22 protein-coding genes are annotated in these 25,567 nt (G+C 39.2%); 11 read left to right on the top strand and 11 right to left on the bottom strand.

Annotated elements, in window-relative coordinates:
* Nucleotides 1–51 precede the first annotated feature (51 nt).
* Entirely contained in the window at nt 52–1,650 is a 1,599-nt protein-coding gene (locus F944_RS16120) for a sensor domain-containing diguanylate cyclase (RefSeq protein WP_004992900.1), read from the top strand.
* Between the two features lie 475 nt (nt 1,651–2,125).
* Here the strand turns inward: F944_RS16120 and F944_RS16115 are convergent, their stop codons facing one another.
* The 5 genes from F944_RS16115 to F944_RS16095 all read right to left on the bottom strand — a co-directional run bounded on the left by F944_RS16115 (nt 2,126) and on the right by F944_RS16095 (nt 7,086).
* On the bottom strand, nt 2,126–2,929 hold the full coding sequence (locus tag F944_RS16115) for an enoyl-ACP reductase FabI (RefSeq protein WP_004992898.1): 804 nt from the start codon (nt 2,927–2,929) through the stop codon (nt 2,126–2,128).
* A gap of 158 nt (nt 2,930–3,087) precedes the next feature.
* Nucleotides 3,088–3,819, bottom strand: coding sequence for a Bax inhibitor-1/YccA family protein (locus F944_RS16110; RefSeq protein WP_004992894.1), 732 nt, complete (start codon nt 3,817–3,819; stop codon nt 3,088–3,090).
* A gap of 346 nt (nt 3,820–4,165) precedes the next feature.
* Complete coding sequence (locus F944_RS16105; protein WP_004992893.1) at nt 4,166–5,620, bottom strand: NAD(P)(+) transhydrogenase (Re/Si-specific) subunit beta; 1,455 nt, start codon at nt 5,618–5,620, stop codon at nt 4,166–4,168.
* A gap of 12 nt (nt 5,621–5,632) precedes the next feature.
* The gene (locus tag F944_RS16100) at nt 5,633–5,947 is read right to left on the bottom strand and encodes a proton-translocating transhydrogenase family protein (protein WP_004992891.1); all 315 of its coding nucleotides are present in this window, start codon (nt 5,945–5,947) and stop codon (nt 5,633–5,635) included.
* A gap of 11 nt (nt 5,948–5,958) precedes the next feature.
* Nucleotides 5,959–7,086 (bottom strand): Re/Si-specific NAD(P)(+) transhydrogenase subunit alpha, encoded by a 1,128-nt coding sequence (locus tag F944_RS16095; protein ID WP_004992889.1) that lies wholly within the window; start codon nt 7,084–7,086, stop codon nt 5,959–5,961.
* Between the two features lie 239 nt (nt 7,087–7,325).
* Here F944_RS16095 and F944_RS16090 point away from each other — a divergent pair, with 239 nt between their 5' ends.
* On the top strand, nt 7,326–8,252 hold the full coding sequence (locus F944_RS16090) for a DMT family transporter (RefSeq protein WP_010588727.1): 927 nt from the start codon (nt 7,326–7,328) through the stop codon (nt 8,250–8,252).
* Here the strand turns inward: F944_RS16090 and soxR are convergent.
* A complete protein-coding gene (gene soxR, locus F944_RS16085; protein ID WP_004992881.1) occupies nt 8,249–8,734 on the bottom strand; it encodes a redox-sensitive transcriptional activator SoxR in 486 nt (161 codons plus the stop codon). The genes F944_RS16090 and soxR overlap by 4 nt on opposite strands.
* A gap of 74 nt (nt 8,735–8,808) precedes the next feature.
* Between soxR and F944_RS16080 the strand changes: the two genes are divergently transcribed.
* Both F944_RS16080 and F944_RS16075 read left to right on the top strand, forming a co-directional pair.
* Nucleotides 8,809–9,225, top strand: coding sequence for a RidA family protein (locus F944_RS16080; protein WP_004992879.1), 417 nt, complete (start codon nt 8,809–8,811; stop codon nt 9,223–9,225).
* 14 nt (nt 9,226–9,239) lie between these two features.
* Nucleotides 9,240–10,433, top strand: coding sequence for an MFS transporter (locus F944_RS16075; protein WP_004992877.1), 1,194 nt, complete (start codon nt 9,240–9,242; stop codon nt 10,431–10,433).
* 2 nt (nt 10,434–10,435) lie between these two features.
* Here the strand turns inward: F944_RS16075 and F944_RS16070 are convergent, their stop codons facing one another.
* Nucleotides 10,436–11,086 carry a hypothetical protein gene (locus tag F944_RS16070; RefSeq protein WP_004992875.1) on the bottom strand — a complete coding sequence of 217 codons (651 nt, stop codon included), beginning with the start codon at nt 11,084–11,086 and terminating at the stop codon, nt 10,436–10,438.
* Nucleotides 11,087–11,393: 307 nt separating this feature from the next.
* On the bottom strand, nt 11,394–12,335 hold the full coding sequence (gene dmeF / locus F944_RS16065) for a CDF family Co(II)/Ni(II) efflux transporter DmeF (protein WP_004992874.1): 942 nt from the start codon (nt 12,333–12,335) through the stop codon (nt 11,394–11,396).
* Nucleotides 12,336–12,392: 57 nt separating this feature from the next.
* Here dmeF and F944_RS16060 point away from each other — a divergent pair, with 57 nt between their 5' ends.
* The 7 genes from F944_RS16060 (at nt 12,393) to F944_RS16030 (ending at nt 21,664) form a co-directional block, all read left to right on the top strand.
* Nucleotides 12,393–12,656 (top strand): metal/formaldehyde-sensitive transcriptional repressor, encoded by a 264-nt coding sequence (locus F944_RS16060; RefSeq protein WP_004992872.1) that lies wholly within the window; start codon nt 12,393–12,395, stop codon nt 12,654–12,656.
* A gap of 418 nt (nt 12,657–13,074) precedes the next feature.
* Entirely contained in the window at nt 13,075–13,521 is a 447-nt protein-coding gene (locus F944_RS16055) for a Fur family transcriptional regulator (protein ID WP_004992871.1), read from the top strand.
* A 161-nt stretch (nt 13,522–13,682) separates the two neighbouring features.
* Entirely contained in the window at nt 13,683–15,953 is a 2,271-nt protein-coding gene (locus F944_RS16050) for a TonB-dependent receptor (protein WP_004992869.1), read from the top strand.
* Nucleotides 15,954–16,051: 98 nt separating this feature from the next.
* Complete coding sequence (locus F944_RS16045; RefSeq protein WP_004992868.1) at nt 16,052–16,735, top strand: Fe2+-dependent dioxygenase; 684 nt, start codon at nt 16,052–16,054, stop codon at nt 16,733–16,735.
* Nucleotides 16,736–16,806: 71 nt separating this feature from the next.
* Entirely contained in the window at nt 16,807–17,481 is a 675-nt protein-coding gene (locus F944_RS16040) for a response regulator transcription factor (RefSeq protein ID WP_004992864.1), read from the top strand.
* 12 nt (nt 17,482–17,493) lie between these two features.
* Nucleotides 17,494–18,849, top strand: coding sequence for a sensor histidine kinase (locus F944_RS16035; protein WP_004992860.1), 1,356 nt, complete (start codon nt 17,494–17,496; stop codon nt 18,847–18,849).
* Nucleotides 18,850–19,570: 721 nt separating this feature from the next.
* Entirely contained in the window at nt 19,571–21,664 is a 2,094-nt protein-coding gene (locus F944_RS16030) for a TonB-dependent receptor plug domain-containing protein (RefSeq protein ID WP_004992858.1), read from the top strand.
* A 133-nt stretch (nt 21,665–21,797) separates the two neighbouring features.
* Here F944_RS16030 and F944_RS16025 read toward each other — a convergent pair whose 3' ends face one another.
* The 3 genes from F944_RS16025 to F944_RS16015 are packed head-to-tail and all read right to left on the bottom strand — an operon-like array spanning nt 21,798 to nt 25,485.
* Nucleotides 21,798–23,285 carry a sulfite reductase subunit alpha gene (locus F944_RS16025; protein WP_004992850.1) on the bottom strand — a complete coding sequence of 496 codons (1,488 nt, stop codon included), beginning with the start codon at nt 23,283–23,285 and terminating at the stop codon, nt 21,798–21,800.
* Nucleotides 23,286–23,295: 10 nt separating this feature from the next.
* Nucleotides 23,296–23,886 carry a PepSY-associated TM helix domain-containing protein gene (locus F944_RS16020; RefSeq protein ID WP_004992847.1) on the bottom strand — a complete coding sequence of 197 codons (591 nt, stop codon included), beginning with the start codon at nt 23,884–23,886 and terminating at the stop codon, nt 23,296–23,298.
* A 30-nt stretch (nt 23,887–23,916) separates the two neighbouring features.
* Nucleotides 23,917–25,485 (bottom strand): DUF2271 domain-containing protein, encoded by a 1,569-nt coding sequence (locus tag F944_RS16015; protein WP_004992846.1) that lies wholly within the window; start codon nt 25,483–25,485, stop codon nt 23,917–23,919.
* Nucleotides 25,486–25,567 lie beyond the last annotated feature (82 nt).

Below are 25,567 nucleotides of genomic sequence, written 5' to 3'. Positions count from 1 at the left end.
CATTTTTTTAATATTTAATTCGATTAAATCATTCAAAAAATATACTATACAATGCAAAGTCAGATATTTTTTTATTCCATGATTTTCCAACAATTAATTCACTCATTACAACTCAATCTAAGAAAGTTAATTCTGCTTCTGGCTATTTTTAGCGTGATTAGTCTGTTTATTATTTCATTATTAGTAAGTTACTATATTCAAAAAAATCAACTCATTAACAACTCCCTTTCAGTCAATATGGAATATGCATCCAAGATTGCCAAAGGAACTAATAGTCATTTCAAAATGATGCTCAAAGAGTTGGACTATAGTGCCAAACTCTTGGGTCAATCCTTTGGCAATGAACAAGTCATGCAAGCAGAAGTCGATCGGTTGAAATTTCAGTCTGATTATTTTAATAGTGTGATTGTGTCTGATCGTAATGGGAATATTCGAAGTTTTGCCCCTGAACAATTAAAACTCAATAAGAACGTGGTAAATCACACGCTTGGCTTTGAAATGTCACTCAAAAATCAATCAACGGTGGTCACACCGCCTTATTCATCCATTACAAAGAATTTAATTGTATTTTTATCTCAACCTATTTTTGATCAAAATCATCGATATCTAGGGTTTATTGGCGCTGCGATTTATCTCAAAAAAGACAATATTTTGAATGAATTGCTAACCATGAAATATGGTTATAAAAAAAGTTACATGTATGTCATTGATAGTAATCAGCATATTATTTTCCATCCTGATGAAAAACGGATTGGTACTTTAGACACACAAAATAGTGAACTCAGTACCATGCTGAAAGAAAAAAATGGAAAGATTCAGATCAAAGATGGTTCAGGTGAAGATAATTTGGCTGGATTTGCATCTATTCCAACAACTCAATGGATTGTTATTTCTCAACAGCCCACGCGTGAGCTTTTAGCACAGGCATCTTCAATTATTGTAAAAATTATTGCTGGTATGCTGTTCTTTTACGTGTTTATCTTTTTTATTGTATGGCGAATTTCTTATTTAATCTCAGCACCATTGGCTCAACTCGCCAAGATGGCAAGCCATTTAAATGCGACCACAACAGAACATAAAATTAAGGAAATTGATCCTTGGTATTATGAAGTACTCAAATTTAAATTGTCCTTATTATTAAGTTCTCAACAATTCAAACAAAAGATTTCTGAGTTAAATTTTTACGTCAATACCGATCCACTTACCGGTTTTTATAATCGTCGTGGTATGGAATTATTTTTAGATGAGTTTATTAAATCTGAAACACATTTTTTTGTGATTGCACTTGATATTGATCATTTTAAAAAAGTGAACGATGTTTATGGGCATGAAAATGGTGATGTCGTCTTAAAAATTATCGCAGAAAAAATTAAGGAGAATTCACGAGATATCGATGCATGTTGTCGTATTGGTGGCGAGGAGTTCATTATTTTAGCACCAGCGATAGATTCTTCTACTGGTCTTATTATTGCTGAACGTATTCGAGAGGCAATTGAAAATACAGTGATTCCAGAAGTCGGGAAAGTGACTATTTCCATTGGTCTTGCCTATTGGCCAAACTCTTCCAAGGATATTAAACGTGTTTTTAGAGTGGCAGATGAAAAATTATATGAAGCAAAAGCTCAAGGTCGTAATCGTGTTAAATATTAGACTGCTTTCATGATGGTTTAAACCCTCTTTATTTTTCTCCCACAGGTAGAAATAAAAGGGACTTATGAAAGAAGTCTATTCAAAATAGAGTCAATTATTAGCATAGGATTGAAGCGTGAAAAATGAAACTTCCACTGACATTTTGGTACATTTTATCTGATGTCATAGGCTTTTCAATTTGGAGTAAACAAAAGCAAATTTTAATTCGCCCCTATGTTTCCACATGAATGACATGATCCTTTGTTCCCACCACTTTTGCTCGCTGTGGATGAGTTTCAGGTCGGTGTTGTAAGGGGGTGTATCAAAATACGGTTATGATGCTACGGCGTATTAAAGTTAATTCGCTGGCATAGCGTTGTTCTAGATGGCATTGTTCTAGATAGGTATGTTGCTAGGGTAGTTTTAAGTCAAATTTATTTGATAAATAAAAAATGATGCCGCAGCATCATTTTTTTATCGAATAAGGGTTTTGTTTTTACTCATCATCCATCATCGATGCACTCATACCAACCGTATTAAAGCCAGCATCTACATACATAATTTCACCTGTAATCCCTGAAGCCCATGGTGAACACAGGAATAATGCAGCATTGCCCACTTCTTCAATGGTCACATTACGTTTTAGTGGCGAAATTTTTTCATTGGCATCTAACATCTTACGGAATGATTTAATCCCTGATGCCGCCAAAGTACGAATTGGTCCTGCTGAAATCGCATTAACACGAATACCATCCGCACCCAAACTTGATGCTAAATAACGCACACCCGCTTCAAGTGAAGCCTTTGCCATCCCCATGACATTATAATTTGGCATCACACGTTCAGAACCTTGATAAGTCAAAGTCAATAGACAGCCTTGACGCACCTTTAACAAAGGTTTTGCGGCACGTGCCATCGCCACGAAGCTATAGGCACTGATGTCATGAGCTATACGAAAACCATCACGATCAGTTACGTCGGTAAAGTCACCATCTAATGTATGTGCTGGGGCAAAACCAATTGAATGCACCACCCCATCCAGACCATCCCAGTGTTTTGCCAACTCTACAAAAGCATTGTCAATTTCAGCATCCACAGCGACATCACAAGGAAAGACTAATGATGAACCAAATTGCGCAGCAAACTCATCAACACGTTTTTTTAATTTTTCATTTGGATAGGTAAATGCTAGTTCAGCGCCTTCACGATGCAATGCTTGTGCAATACCAAAAGCAATTGATAATTTGCTTGCAATACCAGCAATCAAAAAACGTTTACCAGTTAATAATCCTTGTGCCATGGGTAACTCACTTGAAAAAATTTATATGCATAATGCCAAGCTTCTGGCATTTGCGAAATTGCATAATGCATCTTTTTTACCTTTTCATAAGAAAACTGTATAAAAAAATCGCTCATTTCGGAGCGATTTTTTTACGGACTGGTAAACCAATGAACTTTTTAGTCATTCGACAAAATGCCAATCAAACGCAAGAATGAAATATACATCCAGACTAAGGTTGACAATAATGCAATCCCACACACCCACTCAAACGCTTTAGGTGCATGCTGCGCAGCCGCAGATTCAATTAAATCAAAATCCAGAATCAGATTAAGCGAGGCAATCACAGCAACAAATGCCGCAAAACCTATCCCTAACCAATTACTTTCAAAGATGTACGGTACACTTGATGCAAATGCTAGTCTCATCACAAGTTGCACCAAAAATACAATCGCAATTGCAATGGTTGCAGACATGACCACAGCTTTAAATTTTTCAGTAGCGCGAATAATTTGGAATTTATATAGACCAAACATCACCAATGTCGTCACAAAAGTGGCCAATAACGCCTGTAAAGGCGCACCTGGAAATTTCGCCTGAAACATAAACGAAATCCCACCTAAAAATGCGCCTTCAAATAAAGCATAGGGAATCGCCAAAGTCTGGGCAGTATTCGGTTTAAAGGTTGCAACTAGCGCAAGAATCAAACCACCGATTGCCCCTACCCACGTTGCAGCAGAAGCCAATGCAAAATTCAAGCTAAAAGCACAATAAAAAAATACAGCCAAACCTGTAATGGCAGCAACCAATGTTAAAGCAATCGATTTTTGTACTGCACCAGCAACCGTCATGGAATGTCCCACATCGCTGTAGGTTTCAACCCGAGTTAGAATAGGGTTATTACTTTGCATGCTTATCTCGTTGTTTTAATAAAATTAATCATATAAACATTGTAAGGGTGTTTTATAAAAAACCAATGTCACAAAAATTTGTTTTTGTAACAACATTTAGTCTAAAAAGATCAGATTTAGTATTAGCATCTTTATGGCTTTGTCTAAACAAGATTGTGAAACACAGAAAATTAAAAATATAAAGAGAGTTTAAAACAAGGATGAAAGAAGCAAAATAAAAAGCAAATTAACCGATATCCGAACATGAATATTGATGCTTGAAGCAATCTTCGTAACCAGATCCTTGTTATTGATCAGCTAAAGCATAAAAAAACCACCCGAAGGTGGTTTTTAATATCGAGTCAGATTAGTGACCACCACCATTCACAGCTTTAGTCATATCTTCTACCACTTTCTTGGCATCACCAAACACCATCATGGTTTTTTCGTTATAGAACAAGTCATTGTCCAGACCCGCATAACCCGTTGCCATAGAACGCTTGATCACCATAATCGTACGTGCTTTATGTGCTTCCAAAATTGGCATACCATAAATTGGAGAGCTTGGATCATCTTTTGCAGCAGGGTTGACTACGTCATTCGCACCGATCACTAACACCACATCAGTTGCTGGAAAGTCCGAGTTAATCTCATCCATTTCCAAAATATCTTCATAAGCAACGTCAGCTTCTGCCAAAAGTACGTTCATGTGACCCGGCATACGACCTGCAACAGGGTGAATCGCAAAACGAACTTTTACACCTTGTTCTTTCAGGATTTCACACAACTCTTTCACTGCATTTTGTGCACGACCCTGAGCCATACCATAACCTGGTACAATCACCACGCTATCCGCATTTGACATCAAGAAGCCTGCATCATCGGCTGAACCTGAACGGTAGTTACGCTGAACTTGTTCGCCTTTAGCAGCACTTGCAACCGCAGCCCCACCCATCGCACCACCAAACAATACATTGATGATGCTACGGTTCATCGCTTTACACATGATGTAAGACAGAATTGCACCTGATGAACCCACCAATGAACCCGCTACAATCAACATATTGTTTTCAAGCGTGAAACCAATACCCGCAGCAGCCCAGCCAGAGAATGAGTTTAACAGTGACACCACAACTGGCATATCACCGCCACCGACAGGGGCAATCCACACCCAACCAAACGCTAGTGCAAGAATGGTCATTGACCAGAATGCAGCCATGTTGCCTGTCGTAAAGAAATAAATTCCACACGCCAACATTGCAATAAAAATCAAGGCTTGAACAGGTTTTACCCATGAACCAGAAATGGTTTTCGCCCATTTCTTGGCTGCCAATTTACCATAGGCAAATACAGAAGCTGTAAAGGTAATCGCACCAACGAAACAACCGACAAACAATTCGAATAAATGTACTTTACTCATGTGGGCATGTTGAACACCCGCAGTAGTTAACGCCGCTTCATTTTGTGCAAATAATGCAGTCAATTGATTGTTGTGTAAAATTGCAGCAATCGCAATTAGAACCGCAGCCAAACCAACTAAAGAGTGCATTAAAGCAACCGTTTCAGGCATTTGGGTCATTGGAACAGTACGTGCACGGCTAATACCAACCACTGCACCCAGTACCATTGCACCCACAATCATCCAGACTACAGGATGATCAGCCACAAAAAACGTGGTCAATACAGCAATGGCCATACCGACCATGCCGTAACGATTACCTGAGATCGCTGTTTTTGGGCTAGACAAACCACGCAAAGTCAAAATAAAAAGAACTGCACCAATCAGGTAGAACCAACCCGCATTGTCTCGAATAAATTCCATGTTTCAGTCCTCTTATTTCTTCTGCTTCGGCTTAAACATTTCCAGCATGCGCGCAGTCACTGCGAAACCACCAAAAATGTTAATACTGGCCAAGAACACGGCAATTGCGCCAAGCACACTCACGACATTAATAGATTGGAAATCCACATTTCCCTCAACCCCAATCATTGGCAGACCCACCGTCTGAATCATCGCACCCACGATAATGATCGAAGATAAGGCATTGGTCACGGCCATGAGTGGCGTATGCAATGCAGGTGTCACGCCCCAAACCACGTAATAACCTACGAAGATGGCAAGCACGAAAATTGTAATCGTTTCAACCATGAGAGATCTCCTTAACCACGTTTCAGCAGTACTTGACCGCCATGAGTGACCAATAGGGCTTTTTGAATTTCTTCTTCTGGATTAATCGAGAAATTCTTGTCGGCATCAAATAATGTCTCAACAAAGTTAAAAACATTACGTGCATAAAGTGCAGAAGCTTCGGTCGAAAGTGTCGATGGAATATTCGGAACACCCAAAATTTTCACACCATTTTCAGTAAATACCGTTTCACCGACTTTAGAGCCCTCTACATTTCCACCAGTTTCAACTGCCATATCCAAAATGACCGAACCCGGTTTCATTTTAGCCACGGTTTCAGCTTTGATGAGACGCGGCGCATTACGACCTGGCAAGAGTGCAGTGGTAATCACGATATCGGCATTGGAAACCGCTTTATCCACGATTGCTGCTTGGTCTTTGATGTACTGTTCACCCGGTGTCCAACCGTAACCATTTTTAGCTGCTTCATCTGCACGGGCTTGTTCTTCTGGCGACATTGGTACGTCTAACCATTTACCACCCAAAGACTCTACTTGTTCTTTGGCAGTCGGACGCAAATCAGTGGCTTCAACTACAGCACCCAGACGTTTTGCAGTTGCAATGGCCTGAAGACCTGCTACACCCACCCCCATAATCACCACGCGCGCAGGTTTTACTGTACCCGCAGCAGTCATCAGCATTGGGAACATACGTTGATATTCAGCCGCAGCCAATAACACAGATTTATATCCCGCCAAGTTGGCTTGAGAAGATAAAACGTCCATATTTTGGGCACGAGATAAGGTACGCGGTAATAGCTCTAACGCAAATGCAGACACGTTTTGACTCGCAAACTGATCTAAATCAGGATTACGATATGGGTCAAACATTGCCACAACAGTGGTATTGGCTGAAAGTTTTTGAATTTCGTCGCTTTGTGGCGCGCGAACTTTCAAAATCAATTGGCTGCCCTGATAGGCATCATCCTGAATGGTCGCACCAACCTGCTCATAGGCACTGTCGATATAAGCAGCTTTTACCCCTGCCCCACGTTCAATGACTACGTTGTGGCCAGCGCCAATCAACTTCTTTACTGTCTCAGGTGTCGCGGCGACACGATGTTCACCCGCGACTGTTTCAGTTGGGATTCCGATCTGCATGAGCGTTCCTCAAGCTAATTTCCTTAAGTGTAAACATCGTGATAAACGATGTTTCCCCCAGAGTGTGTTCTTGTTGAATTTTTGGATTTTAAGCAAACTTTTGGAAAATGCTACCCATTATTTATTTAATAAATACCCATATTTTGAACTAATGATTCATGTTTTATTTCGACCGATATACAATTTATCAGTTTTGCCTTAAGTTTAAGGCAAACAATGCCCTCCAACATGGCTTTTCAATGAAACGTTTTTTATCTGCAACACAAGTCGGCTCTTTATTTGCCCTATGTGCTGCATTTCTGTTTAGTACCAAAGCAATCTTTATTAAACAAACCTATGCCATTTCACCATTGGTCGATGCAACTGTGCTGATGGCTTTACGCATGGGAAGCGCGTTACCATTTTTCCTGATCATTTGCTGGTTGAATCGGCATCATAATCAGGGTGTCAGCAAGAAAGACTGGCTGCTTTTGGTTTTAGCTGGGCTATTAGGCTACTACTTTGCCAGTTGGCTGGATTTTAAAGGTCTGATGTATATCAGTGCCTCTTTAGAGCGGATTATTTTATTTTTATATCCTACCCTCACTGTACTCGCCTCCAGTCTGATCTATCGCCAAAAAATAAATGCAAAAAGTTGGTTTGCCATTTTTTTGAGTTATGGAGGGACGGTTCTGGTGATGCTGCAAGAGTATAATATTGCACCAATTCAGGGCGGTTTTTGGTTGGGTGTTAGTCTGGTTTTCGCCAGTGCTGTGGCTTTTGCCTCTTATTTGCTTATGACCCCTTCTTTAATTCAAAAATTTGGTTCGTGGAACTTTACGGGTCTGGCTTTGAGCGTCGCCTGTGCAGGAACACTACTGCATTTTTTTATAGAAACAGCGCGACCGATCCAACTGTTACAACAATTACCGCTAAGTGTGTGGTGGTACGGTCTAGGGCTCGGATTCTTTGTGACAGTTTTACCTACTGTATTATTGATGCAAAGTATTCAACGTTTGGGCGCATCTCAATCTGCAATGATTGCCTCCATTGGCCCGATTCTCACCATTTTATTAGCAGTTGCTTTTTTAGGTGAACATTTAAATACATGGCAATGGTTAGGATGTATTCTTAATATTATTGGAGTTCTGATGATCAGTTTAAGTAAGAATCGACTGAAACATTAAACCTCTGTTTGATCCAGCCGATCCAACGCAAGCAATACCTGTTGAAAATGAGCACCTGAAGATTCTTGAGCAAGATAATCATCAGGATTGCGTAATGGACATTGATCCATCGACAAGCAACCACAACCGATGCACCAATCGAGTTGTTGCCGTAATTGTAATAACGTCAAGATTTTGTTATCCAGTTGTTCTTTCCAAAGCTTGGACATGTTTTGCCAATCCTGTTTAGAGGCAATTTGCTCCTGAGGCAACACTGAAAAAGCTTGTTTGACTTCGTCTAAACGGATGCCAACCACTTGTGCAATTTTAATAATTGCCACGCGCCTGAGCATTGCTCTGAGATAACGTCGCTGATTTCCATTGGTACGGACACTCCAGATCAATTGCTTTTCTTCATAGAAACGTAAGGTTGCGACACTCACACCGCTACGTTTTGCCAGCTCGCCAATACTTATAAATTGCTTGAGATGATTATTTTGCATGATACGCTTGACCTCAAGTTAACTTGAGCTTTGATACTAGCATGGCATCGTTAATCTAGTTGAGAAAATCAGCCATGTTCATATCACCTCACCATCTTCGTATCATCAATCCAGATACATTGTATAATCCACAGCCATTCGGATATAGCCATATTGTTGAAGTACAGCAGTTTCGACGTATCATACACATTGCGGGTCAAGGTGGTGAAAACCCAGATGGAGAACTTTCCGCAGATTTTGCCCAACAAGTCAGACAAGCTTTTGGTAATGTACAAATCGCTTTAGACTGCGTGGGTGCAAAACTTCAAGATATTGCCATGTTACGCGTCTTGATCGTTGCTCATAATGAAATAAAGCACCATATTCTGATTGAAATTATGCAGCAATTTTGGTCTGAGCAAAAATTTCCAGCCTGTACCCTCATTCCAGTTTCACAACTTGCAAAATCTGAGATGCTTTTTGAAGTTGAAGCAACCGCCTACTTAGATTAAATAAGAGAGCAAAAATGCAACATACATCTGACATCAACCAAAATAAAGCTCTACTCTGGTTGATGGCAATTGCCTGTGGTCTGTGTGCAGGAGCAAATTATTATTGTCAGCCTTTAATTCACTCGATACAGACTGACTTTGGCGTACCAGAAGCTCAAGCAGCACTTACCGTAACCTTCGCTCAAGTTTCTTATGCACTTGGTTTGTTGTTTATTGTTCCTTTAGGTGATGTGGTCAATAAAACCAAATTTATTCCTTTATTGATGTTTCTTGCCGGCATTGGCTTATTGCTATGTGGCTTTGCAATCAACCTGCCGATGTTATGGATTGGAACAGTTATGACCGGGCTTTTTTCGGTTACTGCACAGGTACTGATTCCGTTAGCCACTATGGCAGTGAAACCTGAAAAAATAGGGGAAGTGGTCGGCTTTTTAATGAGTGGCTTATTGGTCGGCATTCTGCTTTCCACCAGTTTGGCAGGTTTATTATCCAATTTATTTCACTGGAAGGTCATTTATTTACTCAGCGCAGCATTCATGTTTTTCACCGCCTATTTACTTAAAGGTCGATTGCCTTATGTGATGCGTTTTCAGTTAAATTATGCGCAAATTTTCAATTCTATGCGCCATTTACTATTTGAAGAAAAGCGTTTGATCTTACGTGCGTTGGTCGGTGCTTGCGCCTTTGCTTCAATGAGTACTTTATTTTCGACTATGGCACTTTTATTATCCTCACCACCCTTTCACTTAAAAGACTTTATGATTGGTATTATCAGTCTAATTGGTGTTTTTGGTGCATTGTCTACTTCTTATGCAGGGAAACTGGCTGATCGTGGTTATACACTTGTTCTGACTTGGGCGGGTTGTGGATTACTGCTCATCAGTTGGACATCTTTTTTCTTTGCCAAAGTCTCACTTATGTTTTATGTGATCGGTTTTGGTTTGATTAACTGGGGATTGGCGCTAATTCATACCAGTAATCAGAACATTATTTTTAATCTACGCCCCGATGCAAAATCACGCTTAAATGCGATTTACATGACCTTATATTTTGCGGGTGCAGCCAGCGGCTCAGCGATTGGAATCTTTGCATGGCGACATGGCGGCTGGGTCATGACCTGTAGCGCTGGATTAGCACTCACATTACTTGCTGCATTATTTGCACTGATTGATCGAATGTATTTCCATCAAAAAAAGCAACTTGTTTGAACTTAGGAAAACTGAACAACTGGAAAAAACTGTTTATCAGCATCGAAGTCTTGCGTATGTTCCAACATAATATGCATAAAAACAGGCAATAACGTGGTCAATATTTGGCAAGCAGCATCGATCAATTGACGAAAAACCTGACTTTGATTGACCAAACCACCTAAACTCATTTGCATCTGTAACATCGAAATACGTGCAAAAATGAAATTTAAAATTTCTGCATAGTTAGCGACATGTATGGCATTTTTCAGTTGAGTTCTTTCATTCAATCGATGCTCTTGCCATTGTGTTTCATTCAGTTTTTGATGCTGAAATAGCCAGAAATGATAAGATAAATAAGGACTATCCAAAAATATTTGCATAGTCGCATCTAATTTTGAAGTGAGATTACGCATAATCTTAGCTTCGTGATCTAAATCGACTAATCGTTTCAGAAAAAATGAGAGCTGCTGTAAACGCTGTGAATAGGTTAATTCGATATCGTTTAGATAAAGCGCATTAAGGGCGATCGAGTGATAAAGTAGTTTTGCTTCGAGTTCATGCTGTAATTGACCTGCTTGCTTTACCCAACTCAATGCACGCTGCAATCTTAAATCCAAGCCTTGAGAAAGCGATAATCTCTTTTCTTTAAAAACCTCTTCAAAAACAAACATGGCAATCCCGCTTATTGTCATTATATGTCAGTAATTTCACCTTAACTTGAAACTCCGCTTCGTTTCAATATTTTTGTCTGTTGAGTCATTTTAGATTGAAGCTGTGTCATATAAAAATTGCAGATCATTTTTACTGCGCTCATCCACTCAATATGGACTGCTACCCCTCTTCTAGACAAAATTAAAATTGGGTAAAAAGTTTAAATTTTTAAAATCAATATATTTAAAATCAATGAAATAATAGATCAATTCAATAGCTTGACTACATTACTACTTTTTTGGGATTTAAAATCGGTTCTAAATCATCTTAATGTATAAGATTGATCTCGATACTGGCATGTACAATTTCTTCATGAATGGATAAAGCCTGTTTGATAGCTTGAGGCGTTAAAAACTGATTGCTTGTTTGTAATGATAAAATACAGGCAAACTTCCCTTTACCTACTTGCCAGACATGTAAATCCATCAGCTTGATCATGCTATCAAATTGTTCAATGACTTGCTTAATTTCCTCTACAACAGGTTCTTGCATTTCAGCATCCAGAAGAATTTTTCCAGTCTGTCGGATCAAACCCCATGACCATTTTGCTACAAGCATTGCTCCGATAATTCCTAATACAGCATCCAAGAAATTCCATCCAAAATATTTACCTGCGAATAATGCAATAATGGCAAGTACTGAAGTGGCAGCATCAGCCACCACATGGATAAAAGCAGCTTTTTGGTTTAAATCCTGATGATCATGTCCATGAGAATGTTCATGTTCTGAATGATGATGTGAATGGTGATGATGTGAATGATCGTCATGTAATAACCAAGCACAGACTAAATTCACCATTAAACCCACCATGGCAATCCCGATGGCGTCGTTATAGTAAATGATTACAGGATTGAATAACCTTTCGATCGAACTAAAACCCATCACGATCGCAACGACCATCAATAATATGGCACTGCTATAACCTGCCAAAACTTCAATTTTCCAGCTTCCAAAACAAAATCTGGAATCGGCTGAATAATAACGTGCCGCGCGATATGCAAGATAAGCCAGACCAAGTGCCACCATATGGGAACTCATATGCCAGCCATCTGCCAATAAGGCCATTGAGTTAAATATCATACCGCCAGAAATTTCAGCAATCATCATGACACCTGTCAGGATGGTCGCCCAGAGAATTTTCTTTTGTGCTAATGGATTGCCTTTATCAAATTGATGATGATGTTGATCTAATAAAATATTATTCGTCATTTTTTTAGAAATCCAATATACTCCCCCAGAGTATATTTAAATTATTTGAGTCCGTCTATGAGCCATCTGCATGACAACCGCAAAATCTTAAATCGTATTAAGCGTGTACAAGGACAAATGAATGCTATACATAGCGCCATGAGCAATGAAGATGTTTCATGTCTTGACGTATTACAGCAAGTGGCTGCCATCCGTGGCGCGATCAATGGTTTGATGAATGAATTGGTAGAGCAACATTTAAAAAACCACGTACTAGAGGAAAATCAATACAATGAACAGGAACTCGAAAAATTTTTGGAAGTATTGAAAAAATATATCTAGAAATTTTGATCTTCAAAAAGTTAGGATTTCTAATTTCAACTAAAACTTAAGTTTTTGGAAAATTTCAAAGTACTTGTCTGACTTTCTGACTAGAAGACATTGCAATCAAAATCACTTTATAAAATATATAATCAGATCTTTACTTGAATTTCTTTAACACATAACTTAAACCATTACCCAATTTAAATTAAATATGATTTCTACTTCTCAAAATTCGATTAAACAGATATTTTATTCTCGATAAGTATCTTCACAATTTCTACATAATTTTATTTTTATTTGAAGATTAAAAATATTATACAAATTAATTCTTAAGACTTACTTAAGCTTTTATTTTTTTATTTTTAACTCCAAAACATAGGCATTCTTTATACTAATTGTTAAAATACCACTTTTCACATGTGTTAATAGAGTTATCATGGAAAGTAATAACTTGGAAGAAGTTGTTTTAAATATCTTAAAAAAAGCAAAAATGCGCGCTACTTTACCTAGAATTCATGTCGTACAGACATTAATTGAGGCAGATAAAGAAATAACCGCTTATGAAATTGAGAGAAAAGTTGCTCAAAAAAATAGTAAAAATGTTTATATATCAACTATATACTCTTCACTCAGAGCTTTGGAAATGGCAGGCGTGATACAACGCTTTAAAATAGGAGATCAACAGGCTTACTATTCAATAAAAAAACAAAATGGTTCTATTCGATTATATTGTGAAGAATGTGAAAAAACCTATTTATTAGACAATGATAATATCGAAAAGGATATCCTTGATATTTCTAAAACCAGAAATATATCTATTAAATCTTTTTCTGTTTTTATACAGATAAAATGTGAAGAATGCATGGAGAAAAAACAAAATTAATCACTACTAATAATCATTATTATTAAGCTTAAAATATTTAAAAATATTATCTTTTTCTACAAAGTTATCGAAAATAACAATGTAAATAGATTGTATCTATAATTAAGAATCATTACTATTCGCATACTGTTTATTATTGACTATTAACTATTGGGGCAACAATGGCTTTTATCAAAACGCGAAAGAAAATTGTTTCATCTGCAATTGCTTCTTCATTATCGGTGGTTGCTGTACCTACATTTGCACAAGACAATGTGACTCAACTTCCAACTATCCAAAGTGCAGCAACAGCAACACAACAAGAATCTTTAAAAGTTGATCATTCTGCAAATGCAAAATTTGTTGCTCCTTTACTTGATACGCCAAAATCTGTTGCGATTATTTCTCAACAATTGATTGAAGATACAAATGTTACAACGTTGAGCGATGCGTTACGTACTGTACCCGGGATTACATTAGGTGCAGGTGAAGGCGGTAACCCAAATGGTGATCGTCCATTTATTCGTGGTTATAGCTCTGAAAGTTCAATGTATATCGATGGCATGCGTAACTCTACTTCACAAAACCGTGAAATGTTTGCAATCGAACAAGTTGAAGTCACCAAAGGTTCTTCATCGTCAATGGGCGGTGCAGGTTCAGTCGGTGGTAGCATCAATATGATTTCTAAAGTAGCCAAGAAAGGCGACTCTTTAGAAGGTTCTATTCAAAATGGTACAGATGATTATCATCGTATTACTCTAGATGCGAATAAAGACTTTGGTAATGGCATTGCTGCTCGTGTTGCAGTTATGGGCCATGAAAATGACAAAGCCGGACAAAGTGATGGCACAGAATATAAACGTGCGGGTATTGCACCAAGTATCACGTTCGGTCTGGACAGTGCTACTCGTGCCACTTTAAGTTACTATTATTTAAGAACGGATGATACTCCTGACTCTGGTGTTCCTTATAACAATCCAAATAATTATGCTGCTGGTTCTGGAAAGCCAATTGATGTTAAACAGGGTATTTATTACGGCTGGAAAGACCGCGATTTTCAAAAACAGGAAAATCAAATTGGTACCATCAAACTTGAACATGATTTGACTGACAATATTACAATCAGTAATACCGCTGTTTACAACAAATCTAAAAATGACTATGTATGGACTCAACCAGATGATAGTCAGGGTAATTTTATTAATACAACGACTGGTGAATTAAAAGATACAGGTATCTGGCGTCGTGCAAACAGCCGAATTACAGATACTGATACTTTTTCTGATCAATTATCTTTAGCGGGTAAATTTAATACTGGTACATTGAAACACAATTTCAATGTTGGCGCTGAATATAGTAAAGCAGAGTCAGATAAAGGTAGCTATACCATTACCGATCCAAATACAAAATCAATTACTGGCGCTGTTGCAAACGGTGCATGTAGCTTAGGTTTGGTCGCTTCTAATGGCTGGTGTACATCGACTTTCAATCCTAATTCAAGTGATCGTTTCCTCGGAACTATTACGGCCAACAAAGCCGTAACCACGACTACATCTGAAACGACCTCTATCTATTTATTGGATAATATTGAATTTAACCCACAATGGTTGTTAGACCTCGGTGTACGTTGGGACAAGTTTGATACTGAACTAAAAACCAATACCACTGGTGCTAAATTAGAGAACAATACTGATTTCTTTAGTTATCAAGCAGGTCTAACATTTAAACCAACGGAAAACGGCGCAATCTATGCAAGCTATGCAACTTCTGCCAACCCTGTAGGTGCCGATGCTGGCGATGGTTCTGAAACAGCAGTCAATGCGAACAATCAGGATCTAGATCCAGAAAAAGCACGTACCTTTGAAGTGGGTACGAAGTGGGATCTTTTCAACGATAAACTCAATCTAACGGCTGCCATTTTCCGTACAGAAAAGCAAAATACACGTATTCAAATCGATTCAACCACTTATACCAATGGCGGGGAAAGTAAGGTTGACGGTATTGAGCTAGGTCTAAACGGAAATATTACGGATAAATGGGCGGTATCAGCGGGCTATACTTACTTAGATAGTGAACAAACTGATCCAGGACCATCTTGCTCACGTACTGGTGTATGTTCTCCAAACAATCCAGCTAAAGGTAAGGATCTTCCAAACGTTCCGACCAACAGCTCAACACTGTGGACAACTTATAAAGTGTTACCGCAGTTGACTTTAGGCGCAGGTGCAATTGCGATGGATAAAGTCTACGGCAACGCTGCCAATACAAAATGGGTACCGGGTTATGTGCGTTATGATGCCATGGTTCGCTACGATGTGAACAAAAATATCAACTTACAGTTGAATGTAAATAATCTATCTGATACACGCTATTTCACTAAAGCTTATGCATCTCACTTTGCTACTGAAGCAGAAGGCCGCAGTGCTGTTGTTGCATTAAACTTTAAGTACTAATCCCATATTTTAATTATGGGATTTAAGATAAAATAGCCTCATCCTGAGGCTATTTTATTTTTTATTTATGATCAATTGATCATCTGATAGGTATCACAATGATTCATCATATTCCAAATGTCTTAAGCAAAGAGCAAGTTCAATATTTTCGTGAAGAAATGAATAAAATTGAGTGGGTCGATGGAAAAGTGACCGCAGGAACACTTTCAGCCACGGTCAAACAAAATCAGCAACTTCCAGAAGACCACCCTTTAACGCATCATTTAAGTAATATTATTTTAGAGTCGCTTGGGCAACACCCTTTATTTTTATCTGCTGCGGTTCCTCTGGATATTATTCCTCCCCTCTTTAATCGCTATGAAAATAATGAAGCCTTTGGTTTTCATGTCGATAATTCGATTCGACGCATTCGAGGAACAAATGAACGTCTAAGAACGGATTTATCCTGTACGGTTTTTTTAAGTGAACCCGAAGAATATGAAGGTGGCGATTTGGTGGTTGAAGACACTTATGGCTATCATGAAGTCAAATTACCGGCAGGCGATATGATCTTGTATCCATCGACCAGCTTGCATGAAGTGACTGCCGTGACTTCTGGCTGTCGTATTGCTTCATTTTTTTGGGTGCAAAGTATGGTACGAGATGATGCAGAACGTTATATGTTATTTAATCTGGATCAAACCATCCAAAATTTACGGATGCAATTAGGCGATAAACATCAGGAAGTGATCAAACTTACTAACTTGTACCATAATCTCATGCGTAAATGGGCCGAGTTATAATTGCAATATTTTGATCTAAAGTGTGCTCGCCTTGCCTCTTTGTTAGAATTTAATCTTCATACAGGTGCTTCATGATAAAAATACTCTATATCGAAGATGACCGCATGATTGGTAAATCAACTTTCCGATTACTAAAACATGAAAAATTTAATGTCGATTGGGCCAAGACAGGACTCGAAGCTTTAGATTTACTTTTTAATCATGTTTATCATCTGGTTTTACTTGATCTAGGTCTACCTGAATTAGAAGGTTTGGAAGTTCTTAAACATATTCGTCAAAAATCTGATTTAAAACAATTAGGGGTCATTATTATCAGTGCACGAGATCAAAGCCGAGATAAAATTCAAGGGCTTAGACTCGGTGCAGATGATTATATTGTAAAACCTTACGATTTTGATGAGTTGGTCGCCAGGATTGAATCAGTTCTGCGTAGAGGTAAATTTTCGACGATTGAGGAAATCTGCTTTGAAGTCGGAGATACTCAAATGTTTCCCAACACGCGTAAAGTATTAAAACAAGGTCATATTGTTGAGCTTTCTGCCAAAGAATGGGCAGTTCTCGAGCCTCTCATGATGTATCCTAATCAGATCTTTTCTCGTCAGACACTTGAGCAAAAACTTTATGACTGGGATGTAGAACTGAATAGTAATACCATTGAAGTCCATATCCATAAACTACGGCAGAAGTTGGGTAAAGATTTGATTCGTACAGTCCGAGGATTAGGATATTGTATTGAAACTCGATAAAACAGGAGAAAGATGATTTTTAGCAAACTGCTGCATTTCTATCATAAACAACCTCTAAGCTCTCGAATGACTTGGAGTATTTCTGTTTTAAGTATTATTTTACTGGTTTTGATTGCAGTTTCTGCGTATCGAATTGCGCTGGAAGAATCACAGGAGGTGATTGATAAACAAATGGAGGAAATGGCGGAATTTCTTGCCAGCGTCAATATTCCACCTCGACTTTCGAGCTATGATCCTCACCGTCGCTATGGCGAAAGAGATGTTTTTATTGATATTGTTGACCTTGATCAACTTCCTGTTTTAATTAAAAATCATAACTATCTGGTCGGTCATTTGGATCATGCCCAATTTATTAGAAAGAATAGCCATCGCGGTCAAATTGTAGCTTATGTTTTGCCACTTGCCGATAAGCAGATTCAGATTAGCCAGTTGGTTTTTGTACGAAAAAATTTAGCCCGTGAATTGGCATCCAATATGCTGATCCCCTATTTTATTTTTATGCCTTTTGCAATTTTAGGCGTTTACTTTCTGATTCGATATCATTTAAGACCCCTTGCCGAGTTAAAGACTACCTTTTCGCAGCGAGATTATAATGATTTATCTGAGGTGCAAGTTAAGAACTTGCCTGTTGAGATTACTCCTGCCATTGATGAACTCAATTATTTATTTAAAAGAATTGAAGATGCCCAACAACAACAGCAAAAATTTATCGCCAATGCAGCACATGAACTCAGAACACCACTGACTGCCTTAAGTTTACAAACGGCCTTGCTGATTAAAACACCAAAAGACAATCCTTTTTATCAGGAAAATATTGATGATCTGGAACAAAATTTAAAAAGAATGTCACATCTGGTGCATCAACTCATGACGCTGGCGCATCAGGAAGCTCTTTCGAGCGAAGCATTGTATCCTTTGAATTTACTTGAAATCATACGCCAATGTACAGGTCAATTGCTTGCCAATGCTCGTAAAAAAGACATTGATGTACAGGTCAATATCGATGATTTTAATGAAAAAATAGAAGTCCAAGCCACGCTTAGTGCATTGGAAAGTATTTTCCTCAATCTGATTGATAACGCGATTAAATATAGTCCTGAACATGGTCAAATTCTCATTAAATTATTTGAACAATCTGATGGTATTTTGGTCGAAATTCATGATAGTGGTCGTGGTATCGCACCAGAACAATATGATCATGTCATGCAGCGTTTTGTTAGACTGATGGAAACACAATCTCAGATTGTCGGCAGTGGACTTGGCTTATCCATCGTAAAATCTGCATTAGAATCGATTCAGGCCCACATCCAGCTAGATCGCTCAGAAGTATTAAATGGTTTAAAAATAAAGCTGTATTTCAACCTATAAACAGATTAGGATTTTGGTGTCATCAGACAATTCTTGGCGTAAATTTATCCTGTTTAGTTCTTATTGAAGATTAGCACTTTGCTACCTCGATAAGCCGTACTTCAGATTGGATTTCTCCCCATCACGCCATTAAGGATTCTTTTTTTCAATTCTTCCAGAGAAAATTTAGAACGGATATTCAAACTATTGGTGTTTGTTACTCACATTAAAAAACCAACTTTTAATAAGGTGACTCAATCTCATAAAAATGGGTCGAACAGACCATTGAGCCACGCGAAACCACATCATGATTTTCACAAGAAAAATAGAAAATACATGTCGCTTAGAGCAATGCTCCAAAGGATCAAGAATTCAATATGTTGAGAGCTTATCGTCTCCATATTATTTTAAGCAATGTGCATAGCATCTTATCAAATTTTTTAAATTTTCCAGTTTTTCTAAACAATATAGATTTGCGATGGATTCGTTCTGATAAGGTGCGGATAAAAAACCAATGATGATTACTTTTTTTGAAGTAACTTTTTGAGGCAATAAACTACAATTATTGATGACTTATATTATGAAAATCTTAATTTTTATCACTTTTTAGATATTTTTATCAACCAACTAAAAAATAATAAATAAATTTTACATTTAAGCCTAGATTGTTATTTTTCTTTAAAATTCCTCCACAATTGTGAGCTATGCTGCGCAAAAATTAACTCCAAACGGAATAAGAATCATGAAACAAGCTCATGTTTTCTGGAAGATTTCACCGCTTAGTTTTGCTTTACTTTCGATTTGTTCATATTCATGGGGAGCGGATACAGAACCCTCAGCAGCAAGCAATAGTGCAACTGCTCCATCTGAATCCAGTCCTGCAATACCGCCGACCCAAACCCTAAAAACCATAACTCTTAAAGCGGCGTCGGAACCAAACAGCAAAGATAATGATATCAGTGCAATTCCTAAAACCATCATTACCCGCGAAGAAATGCTGCAATATGGCGACCAATCCGTCAGTGATGCATTACGTCGCGCCGCTGGTTTTCAAATGCCTGCGCCTGGTCAAGGGCCACGTGGGAACAATCCAGCATCAGGTATGCGTTTTCGTGGTGGCGCAGGCCCTACCTTTCTGATCAATGGAGAACCTGTTCAGGGCGGGCCTCGTGGTGGCATGTCTGTCATTGATACCATCACGACTGATATGATTGAGCGTATTGAAGTGGTGAAACAACCGAGTGTTGCTCAAGCTTCTGTGGCCTCTTCTGCGGTCATTAATATTATTTTAAAAGAACCATTAAATACCTTAATCAATGGCAATGTACGTGTCGGCTATGGCATCGCCAAATCCAGTCCGCAAGAAGAAGTTCGCAAGCAAGTCAGCGTACAAACCGATGGTCGCGATAACCAATGGAGCTATAGTCTTTCTGCCAATCAAATGTGGCAAGATACGACTTCAGTAACCAAAACCATTGATAATAATGGCGAACGTCAACAGCAAAGAACCACCGATCGCACCATGCAAATGTTTTCTCCACGTTTGGAATATGCGATTGATGACACTCAAAAGTTGGTGGCCGATCTGTTTTATCGAAATACTAAAAGTGATGGAACACGTCAGGATCAAATTCAAAAAGATCAAAATGATAGTATTCGTTTAAATACGCGCTATGAAAGAAAAACGGACGATGGCTCGGATAAAGTTCGTATTACAGGTGAACATCAAAATGAAACTGAACTGACAGGTACTCATCAGGGTGATATTTATACCGATGAAACAGTGAACGAATACGCCATTGGTTACGATGGGGTCAGAAAGCTAGATCCAAATAAACAAATCAAATTTGGTTTTGAAGCCCGCAAAAATGAACTGGAAAGTAATGTTGCCGAGACGCTAGATGAAGAACGTTATGCACTTTATGGCGAGGGAAGCTGGCGTTTTACCGATCAACAAACCGTCACATTAGGTGTACGACAAGAATGGATTAATCGCAGTGGTCTCGTCGATTATAGTGATCAACATGCAAGTCCAGTTTTGGCGCATCGTTATGATTTTGATGACCACTGGTCACTACAAACCAACTTAAGCAAAGCATTTCAGGCGCCCAATGCCAGCCGTTTAGCACCAACTGTGACTATCTCGACCGATAGCGATGCAGGAAGTTTGAATAATCCAGATCGAGGCGGTAATCCAGACCTAAAACCTGAACAAATTACTGCGATTGAATCGACACTCGGCTACAACACGCCTGCGGGTGGTTTTAATTTGACAGCATTTAATCGTGAAATTAAAGACTATATTGAAAATGTGATTCAGCTTGAAGGTTCGCGCTATGTGCAACGTCCAATCAATCAGGACAAAGCGACTGCCTACGGCGCTGAACTGACTGGGCGCTATGCGATTAAAGAAACTGGAGCAGGACATAGCCTCATGCTGACAGGACAGGTTTCAACTATTCATGTCAGTATTGAAGATACAAATGGCAATGAACGTTTGGCCAGTGATGTTGCACCTTATACTGCCAGTTCTGGCTTGTCATATAGCTATAAACCATGGAAACTGTCGAACAGCGTAAATATCAGCTATACCCCCAAATTCACACGCGCACTGGATAATCAACCTTATGACCGTACCACCAATCAGCGAGTCACGGTTGATCTAAGCACCACCAAAAACTTTAGTCATAACTGGGGTGCAACTTTGAGTTTAAGAAATATTCTCGGTACAGATTATAAGGAATATTTGCGTAATCAATCTGATGGCAGCTTATATCAAGCTCGAATCAATGAATCGATTCCCAATATTCTGTTGACGATCGAGAAGAAATTTTAAGATTAGACACCCGAATCAACTGTTTTTTTATCCCACATTCAAGCCTTCTTCGATTGCAAGAAGGCTTTTTTATGGCTTAAATTTTAACGACTTTTTATGTGCTTTAATGATTGATAGCCTATAATTATTGATATTAATACACATCACGTTGATAACGATGCTGTTCACGAAGTTGTTCTAATTGGGTTTCACCTAAAATCTGAATCAACACCTGTTCAACCTGTTGCGCCATGCCACTTAAGCTACCGCAGACATAAATGGCAGCACCATCTGCAATCCATTGTCTGAGCTGATCTGCTTTTTGTAACAGTCGATCCTGCACATAGATTTTTTGTTGTTGATCGCGTGAAAAAGCATAGTCAAGATCTGTTAAAAAACCACGCTGCTGCCAGTGTTGTAACTGCTCTGCATAAAGATGATCATATTGTTGCTGCCGCTCACCAAAAATCAACCAGTTGCGTTGTTGTTGCCAGTGTTCACGTTGATGTAAATGCGACATCAGCCCTGCGATTCCCGTTCCATTACCAATCAGGATCAGTGCTTGCTGTTGTTGAACCAGATGAAAGGATGGATTTGAACGGATCTTTGCTGAAATGTTCTCGCCCATCGCCAAAGCAGCCGTGAGCCAACCTGAGCCTAAACCCAGCCCATGTTCGGTCTGTTGCTGGCGAATCACCAATTCCACATAACCCTGCTCTGGAATACTGGCAATCGAATAATCACGGCTCGGCAATGGATCGAAACGCTGCACCCAAGCTTCCACCGCTTCATCAACCAAACGTAGCGGAATATGTCTGAGATTATTGTGGCGTAATTGTTGTTTCAACTCAGGCTGATGAAGAATGTCATCTGCAATGGCGTGTGCTTTTAGAAACGACTGAATCTCAATTTCAGCATTGCCACATTGAACTTCGAAAATATCACCCGATTGCCAATGCATTGTTTCAAGAGCATGCAGTTGCAACTGAAAAATCGGCAATCCTGAACTGCCTGTATTTAAACATTTCCGTTGTTGTAATTGAAATTGCTGCCATGTCTGATGTTCAGCTTGTACATCCAGTTTAATCTCAATCAATTGTTCAATTTGAGCCTGCCATTGCTCCAAATCACGCAGATTCAGCGCATTGACACAAATCATTTCAAAAAGTGGTTGTGCCTGTTGAGTCTTCAACCATTGATCCAAATGCTGCCCGAATGCACAAAACTGCGCATAACGACGATCACCAAAGGCCAGAACTGCGTATTGCTGTGCAGATAAATCCAGTGATTGCACTAACATTTTTTTGGCAATCGCTCGCGCAGTATCGGGCGCATCACCGTCACCATAAGTACTAACGCACCATAAGATTTTCTTGGCGGCGGTTAATTCGGAGATCGACAAATATTGCAGATCGAGAACGGCACTGAGCTGTCCCGATTGCTGCAATTGATGGGAAAATTGTTTGGCATAATGTTCTACATGACCAGACTGACTGGCATAAACCACCAGATATCCGTCATGACTGACATTTGCCTGTGCAGAAGATCGACGCTGATTGAATAATAAAATCACAATCACGCAAAGATGCACAAATAATAAAACTGAAAGTACAACCAGAATGCAAATGATCGCAGAGGTCATCAAAATGTCCTCATATTGCACACCAAACCAAGAGTATCAAGACCACCAGACTGGCTGCGGTCAGCAGCAGATGTGCCACCAAACGAGTTTTTATACTTAGAAATAAAATATAGCCCGCCAATGAAAGCAATAAAATGAGAATCGCGCTGATATCGATTAGCCAATGCCATGAAGTTCCTACATTTTTACCACGATGCAAATCATTCAGCACCGATACCAAGGTGGCTGATTTTTGGGTAATTTCAGCATCGCCTGTATCCAGAAGTACAGAAATATCGGTTGTTCCTGCGGGACTTTCCAATCGGATCATCACTTCATCATCTAACACTTCACTGCTGCGATAACGTCCCACAATACTTTGCTTTTGACGAATGTAATCCAATAACGCCATACTGGGATTTTCCTGATGCTGAATTTTTTCCAACATCTCGTGAGGAATGGATATTTGATGAGTTTGCTCTTGGGCAGAAGATTTAAACCAGTCTGGATTATTTAAAAATAAACCCGTGAGAGCAAAAAAGATTAAAACCAGAAAGGCAAAAGCAGAAAGCCAGCCATGCACATAACGTGCATGGCGGTAAAAATCACGGCGTTGGTACACGAATAAAATCCCAGTCTATATTTTTAACGATTAATTCACTTTCTGGAAATTCAGTTTTAATGCGCCAATTTCTTTTTGCGCTGGGAGATTTTGACTGGATATTTTGGCTTTTACATCCAAATCAAAAGTCTGATAAGAATGCTCGCCATGCTCTCGCGAAGTTTCGACATGCACAATATATTGACCTGCGGCAACGGCTTTACCTGCATCATCCTTACCATCCCAAGCCAATTTATACTGACCCGGTTGACGTGATGGTTTGGCGACGGCATCCAGATTTGGCATTTGACGACCATAACGACGCCACCAGACATAGTTCGAATTGATCCATTTTTCGTCTTTGCCCCAAACTGCCAGTGTTTTCACCAGTTTTTTATTGCTGTCTGTCACCCAAACGGAAACATAAGGAATACGGTAGTTTTCAACTGCAATTTTAGGAATCACCAGTTCAAGAATAGCCTGATAGCCTGCTGGCCATGACGATGATGCACCGACAGCAACATTTAATAGGTCAGCCTGTGGACGTGCCTCCACCATTTGCCCCCATCCCGTCGTCTGATAGCCATCGCCATTGCTCATGCTGATTTTAGCTTCATATCCGATTAAGGACTCTATGAGGGCCATTCCCTCTTCTGGAGGCATCGCAGCAAGTGCCGTTGCTAAAGCATCAGCATCGGCTGCACAATGACCCACTACCACGCATTGTTCGACCTGTTGCAGTGGCAATCCTGTTTTTGGATCAATTAAATGGCTTTGTCCTGCCAAATCACGATAACCTTTACCACTAAACGCAATCGCTTGATTATTTAAGTTTAAAATCTGTTCAGGTAAGGCATTGTCATATTTGGCCTGTGCGCTTTGGACACCGACTTTCCAGCCAGATTTTTGTGGCGCTTGCCCCCAAACCCGTAAATCGCCACCAATATCAATCATCACACCTTGTAGAGAAGGCACCGCTTGACGCGCCGCGACTAAAGCAAGATCAATAATATAACCTTTGGCATAAGCATCAGGCGCAATCTTGAGCGATTTATCAAGTTGAATTCGATTTTGCTTTGCATCCAGATGAATCGATTGTTGTTGTATCTGCTGAATAACTTGCTGACGGGTATTTTCATCTAATTGATGTACACCGTTATTTTTTTCCCATAGGCCAATCAACTGCCCCAAACGTGCATCAAACGCGCCGCAACTTTTACTGCGCCAATCTTCACATGCCGCAATTACTTCAAATAATTCATTTGAAACCTGTGCGTCTTTTTGATGGTTCAACGCACTAATTTCACTATCTGTTCGCCAAGTCGAAAGAATCTGATCTAAGCGGGCAATTTCCTGTTGAATTGCTTGAAATGCTTGGTCTGCCTGATGAGCATTAACCCCCATCATCACTACATCTAAAGAGGTTCCCAAAACATGATCTTGGTGAAAACGATGTGAGTTAAGGTTTAATTCAGACGTAGAATCTGATGATAGCGAAGTTGCAGCAAATGCATCGATGGTCGTCAGTGGAGAAATAAGCGAAATCGCAATGACGATGGGTTTTAAACGAAACACAGATGAGGATTGTTTAAGAACATTTTTCAAAGCAGGATGCGGCATGCTCATTCTCCAGAATTTTCTGCAAAAATAATATTGAAAATGATATTTATTATCAAGTAAATTGTTAGGAAAATGTTTTATT

Source organism: Acinetobacter ursingii DSM 16037 = CIP 107286, from assembly GCF_000368825.1.
Taxonomy (GTDB): Bacteria; Pseudomonadota; Gammaproteobacteria; order Pseudomonadales; family Moraxellaceae; genus Acinetobacter; species Acinetobacter ursingii.
Note: the sequence above shows the minus strand (reverse complement) of the source record. Positions and strands in the feature narration are given on the sequence as shown.

Coding starts and splice junctions, on each gene's coding strand:
- F944_RS16120 (WP_004992900.1), top strand. CDS start 52: ATGCAAAGTCAGATATTTTTTTATTCCATGATTTTCCAACAATTAATT.
- F944_RS16115 (WP_004992898.1), bottom strand. CDS start 2,929: ATGGCACAAGGATTATTAACTGGTAAACGTTTTTTGATTGCTGGTATT.
- F944_RS16110 (WP_004992894.1), bottom strand. CDS start 3,819: ATGCAAAGTAATAACCCTATTCTAACTCGGGTTGAAACCTACAGCGAT.
- F944_RS16105 (WP_004992893.1), bottom strand. CDS start 5,620: ATGGAATTTATTCGAGACAATGCGGGTTGGTTCTACCTGATTGGTGCA.
- F944_RS16100 (WP_004992891.1), bottom strand. CDS start 5,947: ATGGTTGAAACGATTACAATTTTCGTGCTTGCCATCTTCGTAGGTTAT.
- F944_RS16095 (WP_004992889.1), bottom strand. CDS start 7,086: ATGCAGATCGGAATCCCAACTGAAACAGTCGCGGGTGAACATCGTGTC.
- F944_RS16090 (WP_010588727.1), top strand. CDS start 7,326: ATGAAACGTTTTTTATCTGCAACACAAGTCGGCTCTTTATTTGCCCTA.
- soxR (WP_004992881.1), bottom strand. CDS start 8,734: ATGCAAAATAATCATCTCAAGCAATTTATAAGTATTGGCGAGCTGGCA.
- F944_RS16080 (WP_004992879.1), top strand. CDS start 8,809: ATGTTCATATCACCTCACCATCTTCGTATCATCAATCCAGATACATTG.
- F944_RS16075 (WP_004992877.1), top strand. CDS start 9,240: ATGCAACATACATCTGACATCAACCAAAATAAAGCTCTACTCTGGTTG.
- F944_RS16070 (WP_004992875.1), bottom strand. CDS start 11,086: ATGTTTGTTTTTGAAGAGGTTTTTAAAGAAAAGAGATTATCGCTTTCT.
- dmeF (WP_004992874.1), bottom strand. CDS start 12,335: ATGACGAATAATATTTTATTAGATCAACATCATCATCAATTTGATAAA.
- F944_RS16060 (WP_004992872.1), top strand. CDS start 12,393: ATGAGCCATCTGCATGACAACCGCAAAATCTTAAATCGTATTAAGCGT.
- F944_RS16055 (WP_004992871.1), top strand. CDS start 13,075: ATGGAAAGTAATAACTTGGAAGAAGTTGTTTTAAATATCTTAAAAAAA.
- F944_RS16050 (WP_004992869.1), top strand. CDS start 13,683: ATGGCTTTTATCAAAACGCGAAAGAAAATTGTTTCATCTGCAATTGCT.
- F944_RS16045 (WP_004992868.1), top strand. CDS start 16,052: ATGATTCATCATATTCCAAATGTCTTAAGCAAAGAGCAAGTTCAATAT.
- F944_RS16040 (WP_004992864.1), top strand. CDS start 16,807: ATGATAAAAATACTCTATATCGAAGATGACCGCATGATTGGTAAATCA.
- F944_RS16035 (WP_004992860.1), top strand. CDS start 17,494: ATGATTTTTAGCAAACTGCTGCATTTCTATCATAAACAACCTCTAAGC.
- F944_RS16030 (WP_004992858.1), top strand. CDS start 19,571: ATGAAACAAGCTCATGTTTTCTGGAAGATTTCACCGCTTAGTTTTGCT.
- F944_RS16025 (WP_004992850.1), bottom strand. CDS start 23,285: ATGACCTCTGCGATCATTTGCATTCTGGTTGTACTTTCAGTTTTATTA.
- F944_RS16015 (WP_004992846.1), bottom strand. CDS start 25,485: ATGCCGCATCCTGCTTTGAAAAATGTTCTTAAACAATCCTCATCTGTG.